Source organism: Paralteromonas sediminis, assembly GCF_003820355.1.
In the GTDB taxonomy this organism is placed as follows: Bacteria; Pseudomonadota; Gammaproteobacteria; order Enterobacterales; family Alteromonadaceae; genus Alteromonas_F; species Alteromonas_F sediminis.
The window spans coordinates 502,838-518,480 of record NZ_RPOK01000001.1 but is presented as its reverse complement, the minus strand read 5'-3'; the positions used below and the strand labels follow the sequence as shown (position 1 = coordinate 518,480).

Sequence of the window (15,643 nt, the reverse complement as noted above, 5' to 3'; positions counted from 1 at the left end):
CAACAACCTACGACTAAAATAAACAGTGCAAGTGTACCATAGTTGATAAAAGCGTGTGACTGCCGATAATACCAATATGCAAACCTTTTTATCATCCATGCCGCCTGCCGACAAAGTGCTTCCTGTTAACGCACTAACCGAGCAGCAGCTTAGCCAGTTGTCTCTGCTATTGGCGGCATCAAAAGTGTCCGTTCAACAGACTGACAAGAGCCAGCTTATTCTTCAATTGCCCACAACTAAAATAACCTTGCAAACAGACGCCGCTAAGGTAGTGCTCCCAGAAGGCAAAAACCAGCAGTTTTTCGTTGCGTCTTTGTCTGACTCTACCGACGCTAACAAGTCACAGAATGTGCTTGTAAGCTATCAACGAAGCAGCAGTATTGTTAAACCCATGTTGCAACAAAAAGAAAGCTTTACCTCTCTCCTCAGTGCGATCAGGGCACGCGTACCTGAGTCAGCTGAAGACAGAGTCAGTCTTAAAGTAAAGGTAGAAAAAAGTACGCCTTCTGTTTTAGTGGTTACGACAAAAGACAAAACTGCTGTGCCATTAACCATACCGGTAGATAACCCGCCAAAACGTCCGCGAAGTGGCGATACCGTCGATTTGATATTTTCTCCCTCTGGCAAACAACTTTCTGTGATGTGGGAAAACCCCGGAGAAAACCAGGTAAAACTAACATCGTTGTCATCACGTTCTAGCAGTTATGACGCATTGATGCTGCATTTACTTAAAACATCCGGATTAACCTTGTCTTTGCCAAAATTAAAGACACTTCATACTCAACCGTCAGCGCCAAACGCACAGGCGTCGCTGTTAAGCCGGGTACACATCAACGAAGGTAAAATGGCACTGAGTCAGTCTGTCACAACACCCTTACTCACATTTCCTCAGGTGTCCCCCTCCATATCACCCATAAATGCAGACACTTTGCCAAGTATTGCAAATGCAAATCTGTGGAAGGCTACAGCATTGGCCAATTCATTACCCGCAGCTAAGGTGTATAAACAAGAAAATGTGAATGCTATCGAGTCTGTATTTCAGGGCCTGTCCAAGAGTGGCCCATTAACAAAAGCAGATTTGCTCGCCAATATGTCTGTCGACCAAAAACAATTGGTTCATGGTCTACTGGTTCCACTCATTAGACAAACACTACCGATGCAGGATAAACAGGTATCAATGGAGTCTATAACCTCGATGACTGAACGGGTATTAAAAGCACAAACAGTACCAGTTAAACTCAAAGAGAGCCTTGCCCAATGGACAGCGAAAGAGATAAATGTTCATTCCGTTTCAGAGGTAGTGCCCCAGGAATCAAAAAAATCTGACGCCACGATCAAGGCAGCTGAGCCAGTCGGCACTGAGAGCATGCTAAAACGTATTCTTACCACTGACGCCCTGCCTATCAGTATGAATGCCATTAACGCGGTTTCTGCACAGGCAAATACCAGTGGTAATTTTGTTGCCACCCTCCTCGTGATATTACAAGTTTTCACGGCAAACCGTACCCAAACCAGAGCCTCACAGGCAATGGCTGATGCGCAAGCGAGCAATGGGGAAAAGAAAACCACTGAAAAAGGAGGGACAACACAAAGGCCTCGTGCAGAGACAACCCCATCTGCCAATGAGTCCAGGCTGTTAAAACAGATAGCCAGCCTGCTAGCTGGGCACCAACAAGCAAAACTGAGACAAGCCGATTCGTCCTTGAATGGTCAGGACCAATTGCACTATGTACTGCCTGCACTCTTTGGCAGTAAGTCGCCTGTAGAATTATTGATAAAACGTGAATACCAAGATGAAAAAGACAGCGAGAAACGTCAGGTAAAACAAGCCTTTTGGCACTTGACCATGAAGCTTGATGTAGGCGATCTCGGCAGTATGCTAGCCAAAACCCGGCTACAAGGCGACACAGTGTCAATAGACTTATACACGGAATCTCAGCCACTAATTAAAAAAATAAAAGCGACCTTGCATCAGCTTGAACAAAGATTGAAAAACAAAGGCATAAACATTAATACTGCGCGTGTGCAAACGGGCGTGATACCCGCTTCACTGGCCGACAAATCCATCCAGTTACTGGAAACACGGGTATGATCGAAAAAACAAAAAGAGCCATCGGCCTAAAATACTCACCCGGTTCGGGCGAAGACTACGATAAGAAGGTGGCACCTAAGGTTATTGCCAAAGGTGAAGGTAAATTGGCTGAGTCCATTCTCGAATTAGCGCAGGCGTCTGGCGTATTAGTACACGAAGATCCCTATTTGATGGAATTTTTATCCTTGCTTGATTTAGGCCAGGATATTCCAGAGGAACTCTATATGGTCATCGCCGAACTCATTGCCTATTCTCACTATTTGCAAGGCAAGCACGACACAGGTTGGGAGGCATAAAAAAGCCCACCGGGCAAGTGGGCACAAAGAGGAACGGGGAAGTTCCGGTTTTGTTCTTACAAGAGCTCTTCTTTCGCTTCGCCTTCTTCATCTGCAATAGTCTTGGACAATAGCAATGTTTCACGAATGCGTTGCTCTAGTTCATTAGCTGTGTCTGGGTTCTGACGAAGGTATTTAACTACGTTCGCTTTACCCTGACCAATTCTATCACCGTTGTAACTGTACCAAGCACCGGCTTTTTCAACGAATTTTTGGCTCACTCCGATGTCGATAAGCTCAGCTTCTTTGCAAATACCTTCGCCGTATAAGATTTGGAACTCTGCCTGTTTAAATGGCGGAGCCACTTTATTTTTCACCACTTTAACGCGCGTTTCGTTACCGACAATTTCATCGCCTTCTTTGATTGAACCTATGCGACGAATATCCAAACGAACAGAGGAATAGAATTTTAGAGCATTACCACCTGTTGTCGTTTCTGGTGAACCAAACATCACCCCAATCTTCATACGTATTTGGTTAATAAAGATACACAGAGTGTTAGACTTTTTGATGTTTGCCGTTAATTTTCTCAGCGCCTGCGACATAAGTCTGGCTTGCAGACCCACGTGTGAATCACCCATATCACCTTCAATTTCGGCTTTTGGTGTTAGTGCGGCTACCGAGTCAACAATCACCACATCTACCGCACCTGAGCGAACCAACATGTCACAAATCTCTAGCGCTTGCTCGCCAGTGTCTGGCTGAGAGACAAGGAGCTCATCAATGTTTACACCCAGCTTTTCTGCGTAGATGGGATCGAGAGCATGCTCTGCATCGACAAACGCACACGTTTTTCCTTTCTTTTGTGCTTCAGCGATCACCTGTAAAGTCAGGGTGGTTTTACCTGAAGATTCCGGCCCGTAGATTTCAACAATACGGCCACAGGGCAAGCCACCAATACCCAACGCGATATCGATGCTAAGTGACCCCGTAGAGACTGATTCTATATCCATGGCTTGGTTATCGCCCAAGCGCATGATAGTACCTTTACCAAATTGTTTTTCTATCTGACCTAATGCAGCAGAGAGAGCTTTAGATTTATTTTCGTCCACAGGGTGTCATCCGTATAAATGCGTTAATGTCGTGAGTGGGTAACCACGTTTTTGCACAAGATACTGTATAACCATACAGTTGTAAACAGTGGTTTTGTGATTTCTTTTACGTGCAAAGGTATTGTGGTGTCGAGAGGCCCATTATTCAACTAATCCCTGGATCAGTTTTTGTATCGCAAAGTCAATTGCCTGCTCTCTGACCCGTTGCCGTCCACCATCAAACACCTGCTTTTCGCACAGTGTGTAGTCTGCAAACGCAAAACCGAACCACACCAGTCCCACCGGTTTTTCTTTGCTTCCCCCTCCGGGTCCTGCGATGCCACTAATCGACACGGCGATGTCTGCCGCGGCCTCGCGTCTAGCCCCAGTGGCCATTTGTTTTACGGTTTGCATTGACACAGCACCATAGCGTTCGATGATGTCCTCATCGACGCCCAAACGATTAATTTTAGCGTCATTAGAATAGGTAACCCAACTTTGGGAAAACCAGTTTGAGCTGCCTGAAACAGACGTAAAGGCAAACGCTAATCCACCGCCTGTGCAGCTCTCGGCACAGGTTACCGTCCATTTTTTTTCACTCAAAGTTTGTGCCAGTACTTCAAGCTGTTGTTGCCGCTCCTTTAGCATGAACATTTCTCCTCGACTTAAGGGGTATTGCCCCTATTAGGTTAATTATCTGCGCGGTGTGCACCTTGACCAGCCAGCTTCTTCTCGCGTTGTTCAAGGTTTGCGCACGATGATTTGATTTTATAATAAGTACTTCGTTTTTTCTTTAATCTGCATACAATAGTGCCATTGCAGTTTTCCTACGAGACACAATGAGCGCCGATAAAAACAACAACACAGTGACGCCCATGATGCGCCAGTACCTGGCGATCAAAGCCCAGCATCCCAATATTCTACTTTTTTATCGCATGGGCGACTTTTACGAGCTTTTTTATGAAGATGCCAAGAAGGCGGCTGAGCTATTGGACATATCTCTGACTGCTAGAGGAAAGTCTGGCGGTGAGCCCATTCCCATGGCAGGGGTACCTTTTCACGCGGTTGAGGGCTACTTGGCAAGGCTAGTGAAGTTAGGCGAGTCTGTGGCGATCTGTGAACAGGTGGGCGACCCTGCCACCAGTAAAGGTCCTGTTGAGAGACAAGTCCAGCGCATTGTTACGCCGGGTACGATTACCGATGAAGCTTTACTGGAAGAACGTCGAGACAGCTTATTATGCGCTGTATGTTGTCATGAAGCACAGTTTGGTATTGCCGCGCTGAATTTATCCAGTGGCCGATTCAGTATCATTGAAGCCGCCTCTAAGGAAGCATTCAGCACCGAATTGCAACGATTAAACCCCGCTGAATTGCTTTATCCTGAGGACTTCACACATTCGCCACTGATAGAACAATACAAGGGCCTGAGACGACGCCCCGTCTGGGAGTTTGATGTAGATTCCGCCCAGCAACAGCTGTGCAAACAATTCTCTGTATCTGCGCTTGATGGATTCGGCGTCACCAATGAGCGTTTGTCTTTGGGCGCGGCGGGCTGTGTTTTACAGTATGTCAAAGATACCCAACGCGCGGCGTTACCGCACATTCGAGCGCTCACACCAGAGAGAACAGACTCAAGGGTGCACCTTGATGCTGCTACACGACGAAACCTCGAGCTGACTCAAAACCTGTCTGGCACACAGGACTTTACGTTGTTTTCAGCGCTTGATACCTGTTCAACCTCAATGGGAAGCCGCCTTTTACAACGAAAAATACACAGTCCCATCACCAATCAGGAACACTTAAATAACCAATACGATGCGATTGAAAGCTTACAGCAAATCAATTATTCGGACTTGCAGGATTGCCTAAAACGCATTGGAGACGTAGAGCGGATAATGGCACGCGTGGCATTGCGTTCTGCACGTCCACGAGACTTAGCCAGGTTGCGCAATGCGCTGTGCGAGTTACCGGCTTTGCAAGCTGAGCTGTCACAAGCGCCGGAAGACCGCTTACTCAACACCTTATCTGCACAAATCAGCACCTTCCCAGCACTTGCCGATCTGTTGCAACAGGCCATTATTGACAACCCGCCCGTCGTATTGAGAGATGGCGGCGTCATTGCTGATGGATACTCATCTGAGCTCGATGAACTTAGAGCGCTGGCCACAGGTGCAACAGATTACCTCAAGGAACTAGAGCAAAGAGAAAAAGAGAGAACCGGCATTTCGACGCTAAAAGTGGGTTACAACAAAGTCCACGGTTTTTACATCGAAACCAGCCGAGCCAGTGCAGAGCAGATTCCTCCAGAATACATCAGGCGCCAAACACTCAAGAATGCAGAACGTTATATTCTGCCTGAGTTAAAGGAACACGAAGATAAAGTGTTAAATAGCCAAAGCAAAGCGCTGGCGTTAGAGAAATCCTTGTATGACGGCCTTTTTGAGCCCCTGCACGCTCAGCTCAACGCACTGATGACCTGTACAAATGCACTGGCAGAACTGGATGTCATGCTTACATTTGCAGAGCGAGCAGAAAACCTGAATCTGTTCCGCCCGACATTAACCCAAAGCAGTGAGCTTTGCTATGACAATGGTCGCCACATTGTCGTTGAAAGCGCCAGAGATGAACCCTTTATTGCCAATTCGCTCACCCTGGACCCAAAACGGAAGATGTTGATCATCACAGGGCCGAATATGGGCGGTAAATCAACCTATATGCGACAGACTGCGCTCATTGTTTTAATGGCGCATATTGGTTGTTTTGTACCTGCTAACAATGCACAAATCGGCGTTTTTGATAGTATATTTACCCGCATTGGGGCTGCCGATGATATTGCATCAGGCCGTTCGACGTTTATGGTTGAAATGACAGAGACAGCCACCATTCTCAATAATGCAACGGCAACGTCTCTTGTGCTAATGGACGAAATTGGCCGCGGCACCAGTACTTATGATGGACTGTCATTAGCGTGGGCCTGTGCCGAGTATCTTGCGCATACACTCAATGCATTCACCTTGTTTGCCACCCATTATTTCGAACTCACCGAATTAGCGACACAGTTGCCTAGCGTAGACAACGTCCACGTCAATGCGATTGAACACAATGATACAGTGAAGTTTTTGCATACCGTAACCGATGGTGCGGCTAGCAAAAGTTATGGCCTACAGGTTGCTAAACTGGCTGGCGTGCCAAATCGCGTGGTGCTTGCAGCCAAACAACGTTTACACTATTTGGAAGCCACACACGCAGCGGACGAAGCAAACAAACAGGTAGACTGGTTATCTCAGCCAATTGAAGCAGAGGCTGAATCGCCTCACAGTAAAACACTCATGGAAAAAATCAGCCAGGTCGAACCTGACAGCATGACACCGCGCCAGGCACTGGATTGGGTATATGCCCTAAAACAGGAATTTGAGCAGAATAGCGGGAAATGATTGTTATACAACCCGCTTTTGCCTATACTATCACGCCATCCAAAGAACAAACTTTCAAAGACCAATTGCCCACCCCATAAGGTATCAGGGACGGGTGGTTTTTGTGTTTGTTTGGTATAAAACAGTTCAATTACAGCCCTAGGTTTTGCATGACACATTATATTTTTGTCACCGGTGGTGTGGTTTCATCATTGGGTAAAGGCATTGCAGCTGCCTCTCTTGCCGCTATCCTTGAAGCGCGTGGTCTTTCTGTCACCATGCTTAAACTCGACCCTTACATCAATGTTGATCCGGGCACAATGAGCCCGATCCAACACGGTGAAGTTTTTGTTACCGACGATGGCGCAGAAACAGATTTAGACCTTGGGCACTATGAGCGCTTTATTCGTACGCATATGACTAAGCGCAATAATTTCACCACTGGGCGTGTTTACGAAGAAGTACTCAAACGCGAGCGTCGTGGTGATTTTCTTGGTGCAACCATTCAGGTTATTCCTCATATCACTAACGAGATCAAACGTCGTGTTATTGAGGGTGCAGAAGGTTTTGACGTCGCTATTGTTGAAATTGGTGGCACAGTAGGCGATATCGAATCTCACCCGTTCCTGGAAGCAATCAGACAATTGGGTACAGAACTTGGCCGTGAAAGAGCCATGTATATGCACCTGACTTTGGTGCCTTACATGGCAGCATCGGGCGAAGTAAAAACCAAGCCAACACAGCATTCTGTAAAAGAGCTTCGTTCCATCGGTATCCAACCTGACATTTTGGTTTGTCGTTCTGAAGGTCCACTGCCGACTACAGAGCGCTCAAAAATTGCTATGTTCACTAATGTTGCTGAAAAAGCGGTTATCGCACTGAAAGACGTTGATTCCATCTACCGCATACCGGCCACCCTAAAATCACAAGGCATGGACCAATTAGTCGTTGACCGGTTCGGCTTTGAATGCCCTGAAGCTGATTTAACCGAATGGGAACAGGTACTCTATGCAGAGTCCAACCCAACAGCAGAAGTGAACATTGCCATGGTCGGCAAATACGTAGAATTGCCCGATGCCTACAAGTCGGTGAATGAAGCACTGAAACACGCTGGCCTAAAAAACCGTTTTACTGTGAACATTCATTATGTTGACTCGCAAGATATCGAGAGTAAAGGCAACAGTATTTTAGACAAATACGACGCCATTCTTGTGCCAGGCGGCTTCGGCGAGCGCGGCATTGAAGGAAAAATTTCGGCAGCCCAATACGCACGAGAAAACAAAGTCCCTTATTTGGGTATCTGTTTGGGCATGCAGGTGGCCTATATAGAATATGCCCGCAACGTAGTTGGCATGGAAGACGCAAACAGTACCGAGTTTAACCCAAATACCCCCTACCCTGTTGTAGGTTTGATCACCGAATGGCTGGATTCGGATGGCAGCACTGAACAACGTGACGAATCGTCTGATTTAGGCGGTACTATGCGTTTGGGAAGTCAGCTTTGTCACCTTATCCCCAATACCAAAGTGCATCAGGCTTATGGCAGTGAAGCTATCCACGAACGGCATCGTCACCGTTACGAGGTGAATAATAATTTACGTGGCGAGATAGAAAAAGCTGGTCTTGTAGTCAGTGGTTTGTCTACCGACAAGCGACTTGTTGAAGTTATCGAAATCCCTGACCATCCTTGGTTTGTGGCGGGCCAATTCCACCCGGAATTTACCTCCACACCGCGTGATGGACATCCTTTGTTTACGGGTTTCGTGGCTGCGGCCGGTGAATATCAAAAAGAAAATCACTAATACAACTAAGATTGTTGAGGAATTGAAATGGCGAAAATCGCTCGTATAGTTGGTCGTGAGATTATGGACTCACGTGGTAACCCCACGGTTGAAGCTGACGTATATTTAGAAAGTGGCGCTATGGGGCGCGCTGCAGCCCCCTCAGGCGCGTCTACCGGCTCAAGGGAAGCCTTAGAGTTACGCGACGGTGACAAGAGCCGTTACCTTGGAAAAGGCGTTCAAAAAGCAGTAGATGCCGTAAACAATGCCATTGCGCCAGCACTGATCGGCAAAGATGCGCTTGCACAAGCAGACGTTGATCAAGTCATGCTAGATCTAGATGGCACAGAAAATAAAGAGAAGCTCGGTGCCAATGCAATACTGGCAGTATCGTTAGCAACGGCAAAAGCAGCAGCTATTGAAAAAGGCGTAGCCTTGTATGAGCACATCGCGGACCTTAACGGTACCTCGGGCCAATACAGCATGCCTGTGCCTATGATGAATATCATCAACGGCGGAGAACACGCCGACAACAACGTTGATATTCAAGAATTTATGGTTCAGCCCGTCGGTGCACCAAGCTTCAAAGAAGCCTTGCGCATGGGTGCTGAAATTTTTCACTCACTGAAAAAAGTATTGTCGGCGAAAGGCCTTAACACAGCGGTAGGTGATGAAGGTGGGTTCGCACCTAACCTAAGTTCGAATGAAGAAGCCTTAGCGGTGATTGTTCAAGCTGTGGAAGCAGCGGGTTATAAAATGAATGAAGATGTTACGCTGGCTCTGGACTGTGCGTCATCCGAGTTTTACACAGACGGTCAATACAATCTGTCTGGCGAAGGTAAGTCGTTTAATGCAAATGGCTTTGCTGACTATCTTGCGGGCCTTTCTGAACGCTATCCTATTGTTTCTATTGAAGATGGTATGGATGAGAGCGACTGGGATGGCTGGAAAGCATTAACGGAAAAAGTGGGTGATCGCGTGCAGCTGGTTGGTGATGACTTGTTTGTTACCAATACCAAAATACTCAAGCGTGGCATCGATGAGGGTATCGGCAACAGTATTCTGATCAAGTTCAATCAGATCGGCTCATTGACCGAAACCCTAAATGCGATCAAAATGGCGAAAGACGCTGGCTTTACTGCAGTTATCTCGCACCGCTCTGGTGAAACCGAAGATGCCACTATTGCTGATTTAGCAGTAGGTACTGCAGCGGGTCAAATTAAAACAGGTTCACTTTGCCGTTCTGATCGCGTAGCAAAGTACAACCAGCTACTGCGCATTGAAGAAGCCTTGGGTGATGCGGCCATTTACCGCGGACGTCAGGAAATCAAAGGGCAGTAAACAACTGCATTAAGTAGGGCTATGAGCGATAAACAATCTGATTTTTTCTCATTTGTTCAATCGCCAAGCCCTGCTCATAGCGACTTTGCTGAAATCTGTAACGCGCTCTACGAGCGTGAACTTCACAACCTGGCCTTTTCTGGCCCCAAACAACTTTCATTAATGCAGCGCCGCTTGGCGGGTTTAAGTCACCACGTAAAGCGCATTGCCTACTTCCTTTGTGCTCAACAAAATGACAACGCATGGCCGCTCGATGTTGATAGTCACAACGGCTCTTGGCAAAGCAAGCAGGCGGCCAAGTCGCCCGGGCGTAATGTCGATCCTGAGCGAACAAAACACTGGTATCAACAACATGCAGCACCCGGCCTAGTGGTGCCCGTTAGAACAAGAGAGCTGGATAAAGAAAGCATCGAATTAGACTGTATCGATAGAGTCAACACGGCGTCCATGCAAATCCACTTAAACAAATATGGCTGGTTCGATTACAGCGGCACAAATGCTGAGCAACGCTTTTCCCATCTGAACATACTGCTGTTAAAGCCAACCAAAGCCATAATGCAAGCGGCGTGCTGCGGACACAGCTGGAATCATAAAAGCAAAAGTGCACCACAAGCGTTAACACTCAGGCAAATGATGCTGTCTACGCAAATAGACTGGAAGCATTTCAAACTAAAGCCTGTCAAACATTAGACTTTTATTCGCGCGCTTATAGCAGTCTGTTTTAACTAATACCTAAAATACTTTGCATTTCTGGTTGACCTCTTCTGCCTATTCAGATTACATTTACTGGACCAACGACAGTGCACGAAAAGAATAATGAAATTTGCATCGCTTCTCCTTCTACTCCTTATGGCAGCAAGACTGCACGGGTAGATTGCGACTGTCGCAAAAGAACAAATAAAACCCGTGCACCGCACGGGTTTTTTTATGGCTAAAAAACATCTAAACAAAGTAGCAATGGAGGAAACATGGACAATCGAATTATCATTTTCGACACGACATTGAGGGACGGTGAGCAAGCACTGCCTGCCAGTCTCAGCATGAAGGAAAAGTGTCAGATTGCCCTTGCTCTGGAACGTTTAGGTGTGGACGTTATTGAAGCCGGGTTTCCGGTATCATCTCCTGGTGATTTCGCCTCCGTTCAGGAAATAGCCAGAGTTGTTAAGGACAGTACCGTATGTGGCTTGTCCAGGGCACTGGAAAAAGACATAGATGCATGCGGCGAAGCCTTGCGTGTTGCCGAGCAATTCCGCATTCATACCTTCATTGCCACTTCAGACATTCACGTTAGTAACAAACTGAAAAAGTCACAGGACGATATTGTCGACATGGCTGTTGCTGCCATAAAACACGCTCGCCGATTTACGGATGATGTGGAGTTTTCCTGTGAGGACGCGGGTAGAACCCATATAGATTATTTATGCAGAATGGTGGAAAACGCGATCAAAGCAGGTGCTACCACAGTGAACATTCCGGACACGGTTGGCTACACTACCCCCACTGAATTTGGCGGCATTATCGGTCAGCTTTTCAATCGCGTGCCGAATATTGATAAAGCCACTATCTCTGTGCATTGTCACAACGACTTAGGTCTGGCTGTGGGCAACTCACTGGCCGCTATTGAAAATGGCGCGCGTCAGGTTGAATGCACCATTAATGGTATTGGAGAGCGCGCGGGTAATTGCTCATTGGAAGAAATAGCCATGATTTTAAATACCCGCAAGGCCAAGTTTGGTCTTGAGACCAAAATAGACACTCAGGAAATTAGCCGAACCTCAAAATTGGTCAGTCAGTTGTGTAATATGCCTGTGCAGGCCAACAAAGCCATTGTGGGTGCGAATGCGTTTAGTCACTCCTCGGGTATTCACCAAGATGGTGTGTTAAAAGCCCAAAATACCTATGAAATCATGACCCCGGAAAGTGTGGGTATTAACAAAAATAATCTAAACCTGACTTCGCGCTCGGGTCGCCACGTGATTAAACATCGATTAGCCGAACTGGGATATCAGTCTCAGGACTACGACTTGGAAAGTATCTATACACTGTTCCTAAAACTGGCTGACAAGAAGGGCCAAGTTTATGATTATGATTTAGAAGCTTTACTGTTTTTCGATCAGCAGAAGCAGGAATACGCGCACTTTAAGCTGTTGGCATTACAGGCTACCTCGGGTAAAGAAATTATCCCAAGCGCCACTGTTCGGTTGCAAGTAGGGGAAGAGGTACACACCCGTTCAGCCACCGGTAATGGCCCCGTCGACGCCTCTTTTAATGCCATTATGACCCTGTTTGAACACGATGAGCACTTTTCCATCGTAGACTTCAAGTTAGATTCTAAAGGCGAAGGTGCCGACGCACTGGCACAGGTAAGTGTTATTGCTGAATACCGCGGCAGACGCTTCCATGGCATTGGTTTGGCCACAGACATTGTAGAGTCGGGTGTGAAAGCCCTTATCTATGTATTAAATAATACCTATCTGGCCGACCAGATAGACGAACAAAAACAATCACGTGTAGCAGGAGTATAAATGACAACGTATAACATTGCCGTATTAGCAGGAGACGGTATCGGGCCAGAAGTAATGGCGGAAGCAAACAAAGTACTGGATGCTATTGCTTCTCGGTTTTCGTTGACATTTAACCGTAACGAGTACGCGGTGGGTGGTTTTGCGATTGATACACAGGGCGAAGCCCTTCCACCCGCTACCTTGGCTGGCTGTGAGGCCGCTGATGCCATTCTTTTTGGCTCTATCGGTGGACCTAAGTGGGATACGCTGCCGCTTGAGAAACGCCCAGAGCGAGCCGCATTATTAACATTGCGCAGCCACTTTGATCTCTTTAGTAATTTGCGTCCTGCTAAAATTTACCCCGGTCTGGAAGCGCTCTCTCCTTTGCGCGCCGACATTGCAGCAAGCGGTGTTGATGTATTAGTTGTACGTGAGTTAACCAGTGGCATCTACTTTGGTCAGCCTAAAGGCCGTGAAGGCGAAGGGGATGACGAGTTTGCTTACGATACTATGCGTTACACGCGCGCGGAAATTGAACGCATCGCACGCTCGGCCTTTGAAGCGGCTTCACGTCGTAATAATAAGGTAACCTCAGTAGATAAAGCCAATGTGTTGGTGACCAGCCGTTTATGGCGCGAAGTCACTGAAGAAGTAGCAAAAGACTATCCTCAAGTAACACTGGAACACATCTACATTGATAACGCGACCATGCAGGTGATGAAAAACCCCGCCCAATTTGATGTGATGCTGTGCTCAAACTTGTTTGGCGACATTATTTCAGACGAATGTGCCATGATGACCGGCTCCATGGGCTTGTTAGCCTCTGCGAGTATGAACAGCGCCGGGTTTGGCCTTTATGAGCCGGCGGGCGGCTCAGCACCAGACATTGCCGGTCAGGGCATCGCCAATCCTATCGCACAAATATTGTCTGCCGCCATGATGCTGAGATTTAGCTTTGATGAGGCAGAAGCAGCCGATGCTATTGAGCGTGCCGTTGTTGCAACGCTTGAAGCAAAAATCCTCACCGCTGAGTTGCGTATGCCTGGTGCAACGGGGCAAGCCGCCACAACCCAAAACGTGGGTGATGCGGTTGTAAACCATATTCTTTCGGAGCAAAACTAAATGGCTAAAACTCTGTACGAAAAAGTGTTCGACGCTCACTTAGTCGCCGAACAGGACAATGATTGTCTATTGTATATAGACCGTCATCTCATTCACGAAGTGACCTCTCCCCAAGCGTTTGCGGGTCTAGAGGATAAAGGGCGTAAGGTACGTCGTCCTGACCGCACCATAGCCACTATGGACCACAGCATCTCGACGCGATCCTTGGCATTGGATGCCTGTGGCCCGGAAAACTATAAACAACTGCAAACGCTTGCTCAGAACTGTCAGAAGCACGGAATTACGCTTTATGATGTGGGTCATCAAAAGCAGGGCATTGTGCATGTGATGGGGCCGGAACTGGGCATCATTCAACCTGGCATGACAGTGGTGTGTGGCGATTCTCACACCGCCACCCATGGCGCTTTTGGAGCCTTGGCGTTTGGTATTGGTACATCTCAGGTCGAGCATGTTCTGGCAACGCAAACCTTAAAACAAGCCAGAGCAAAAACCATGCGGGTCACTATTGAAGGTGAACTGCCCGTTGGCATTACTGCCAAAGACATTGTCCTAGCGATCATCGGCAAAATTGGCCACGCTGGCGCTACGGGTCATGTTATTGAATATGCTGGAACAGCCATTCAAGCGCTTTCTATGGAAGCGCGTATGACCATTTGCAATATGAGTATTGAAGCGGGTGCTAAGGCGGGTTTAATTGCACCAGACGACACCACTTTCGCCTACTTAAAAGACAGAGAATACGCGCCCAAGGGTGCAGATTGGGAACAGGCAGTGTCTTATTGGAAACAGTTGCATACTGACAGCGACGCCGTATTCGATACAGAAGTGGTACTAGCTGCACAGGACATAGAGCCACAAATCACATGGGGTACAAATCCGGGTCAAGTAGTGGGCGTGAATACGCCAGTACCTGCGCCAAACGACTTTACCGACAATGTCGAAAAAGCCTCTGCCGAAAAGGCATTGGCTTACATGGGTTTACAACCCGGTCAACGCCTAACAGACGTGAGTGTATCCCATGTGTTCATCGGTTCTTGTACCAACAGCCGAATTGAAGACTTGAGGGCTGCTGCACACATTGCCAAACAAGGAAAGGTAGCCGACTCTGTGACGGCTATCGTAGTGCCTGGCTCTGCGCAGGTAAAAATGCAGGCTGAACAGGAAGCCCTCGATAAGATATTCATTGAAGCAGGTTTTGAATGGCGTTTACCCGGATGTTCAATGTGCCTGGGGATGAATGATGACTTACTGACCGAGGGCGACCGCTGCGCCTCAACCAGTAATCGTAATTTTGAAGGGCGTCAGGGACGGGGCGCTAGAACGCATTTGGTCAGCCCAGAGATGGCCGCTGCGGCAGCCCTTAGCGGGCGTTTTGCTGATGCAAGAACCTTTGGAGGTGAAAAATGAGTACGGGATTTTCAACACACACTGGTAAAGCCGTTCCTCTGGACCAGGCGAATGTGGATACCGACCAAATCATACCCAAACAGTTTTTAACGTCGGTATCGCGCAAAGGCTTCGGCAAAAACCTGTTTTTTGATTGGCGCTATCTCAACGCAGATGCATCGAGACCAGACCCAGACTTTATACTTAACTATCCTCAGCACCAGGGTGCAAGCGTGCTGCTAACCCGAGAAAACTTTGGCTGTGGTTCCAGTCGTGAACACGCCCCATGGGCTTTGGGGGATTACGGTTTTAAGGTGATCGTCGCTACCAGCTTTGCAGACATTTTTTATGGCAACTGCATTAACAATCAAATTTTGCCCATTCAGCTGTCATCTGAACACATAGACGCGCTTTTCGATGCGGTAAAACGCGATCATGAAACCGAGTTTAAGGTGGATTTACACGCACAATGCCTGGTGGTAAATGGCGTTGACTATTCTTTTCAGATTTCAGCACCGCATAAGTTTACATTGACGTCAGGATTGGACAGCATTGGTCAAACTTTATTGCATGACGAAGCCATAACACAATTTGAATCTAAGCAACTTTCATGGCAATAGCACTAATTGGATATAAGT

The 15,643-nt window shown here is 47.4% G+C and carries 12 protein-coding genes; 10 read left to right on the top strand and 2 right to left on the bottom strand.

Features of this window, described 5'->3' with window-relative positions; genetic code table 11:
* The first annotated feature begins 55 nt into the window (after positions 1 to 55).
* Both fliK and DRW07_RS02365 read left to right on the top strand, forming a co-directional pair.
* A complete protein-coding gene (gene fliK, locus DRW07_RS02370) occupies positions 56 to 2,092 on the top strand; it encodes a flagellar hook-length control protein FliK (RefSeq protein ID WP_124026274.1) in 2,037 nt (678 codons plus the stop codon).
* Positions 2,089 to 2,388: an EscU/YscU/HrcU family type III secretion system export apparatus switch protein gene (locus tag DRW07_RS02365; protein WP_124026273.1), complete on the top strand. Its 300-nt coding sequence runs from the start codon at positions 2,089 to 2,091 to the stop codon at positions 2,386 to 2,388. The genes fliK and DRW07_RS02365 overlap by 4 nt, the downstream gene beginning before the upstream one ends.
* A 56-nt stretch (positions 2,389 to 2,444) precedes the next feature.
* Here the strand turns inward: DRW07_RS02365 and recA are convergent, their stop codons facing one another.
* Positions 2,445 to 3,479: a recombinase RecA gene (gene recA, locus DRW07_RS02360; protein WP_124026272.1), complete on the bottom strand. Its 1,035-nt coding sequence runs from the start codon at positions 3,477 to 3,479 to the stop codon at positions 2,445 to 2,447.
* Between the two features lie 141 nt (positions 3,480 to 3,620).
* Positions 3,621 to 4,106, bottom strand: coding sequence for a CinA family protein (locus DRW07_RS02355; protein ID WP_124026271.1), 486 nt, complete (start codon positions 4,104 to 4,106; stop codon positions 3,621 to 3,623).
* Positions 4,107 to 4,333: 227 nt separating this feature from the next.
* Here DRW07_RS02355 and mutS point away from each other — a divergent pair, with 227 nt between their 5' ends.
* The 8 genes from mutS to leuD all read left to right on the top strand — a co-directional run bounded on the left by mutS (position 4,334) and on the right by leuD (position 15,625).
* Entirely contained in the window at positions 4,334 to 6,892 is a 2,559-nt protein-coding gene (mutS, locus tag DRW07_RS02350; protein ID WP_124026827.1) for a DNA mismatch repair protein MutS, read from the top strand.
* Between the two features lie 149 nt (positions 6,893 to 7,041).
* Positions 7,042 to 8,673, top strand: a complete 1,632-nt coding sequence (locus DRW07_RS02345; RefSeq protein WP_124026270.1) for a CTP synthase — start codon at positions 7,042 to 7,044, stop codon at positions 8,671 to 8,673.
* Between the two features lie 27 nt (positions 8,674 to 8,700).
* On the top strand, positions 8,701 to 9,993 hold the full coding sequence (gene eno, locus DRW07_RS02340; RefSeq protein ID WP_124026269.1) for a phosphopyruvate hydratase: 1,293 nt from the start codon (positions 8,701 to 8,703) through the stop codon (positions 9,991 to 9,993).
* Between the two features lie 21 nt (positions 9,994 to 10,014).
* Positions 10,015 to 10,683, top strand: coding sequence for a hypothetical protein (locus DRW07_RS02335; RefSeq protein WP_124026268.1), 669 nt, complete (start codon positions 10,015 to 10,017; stop codon positions 10,681 to 10,683).
* A 278-nt stretch (positions 10,684 to 10,961) separates the two neighbouring features.
* Positions 10,962 to 12,518: a 2-isopropylmalate synthase gene (gene leuA, locus DRW07_RS02330; protein WP_124026267.1), complete on the top strand. Its 1,557-nt coding sequence runs from the start codon at positions 10,962 to 10,964 to the stop codon at positions 12,516 to 12,518.
* Positions 12,519 to 13,619 (top strand): 3-isopropylmalate dehydrogenase, encoded by a 1,101-nt coding sequence (gene leuB, locus DRW07_RS02325; RefSeq protein ID WP_124026266.1) that lies wholly within the window; start codon positions 12,519 to 12,521, stop codon positions 13,617 to 13,619.
* Positions 13,620 to 15,026, top strand: coding sequence for a 3-isopropylmalate dehydratase large subunit (leuC, locus tag DRW07_RS02320; protein ID WP_124026265.1), 1,407 nt, complete (start codon positions 13,620 to 13,622; stop codon positions 15,024 to 15,026).
* A complete protein-coding gene (gene leuD / locus DRW07_RS02315) occupies positions 15,023 to 15,625 on the top strand; it encodes a 3-isopropylmalate dehydratase small subunit (RefSeq protein ID WP_124026264.1) in 603 nt (200 codons plus the stop codon). The genes leuC and leuD overlap by 4 nt, the downstream gene beginning before the upstream one ends.
* Positions 15,626 to 15,643 lie beyond the last annotated feature (18 nt).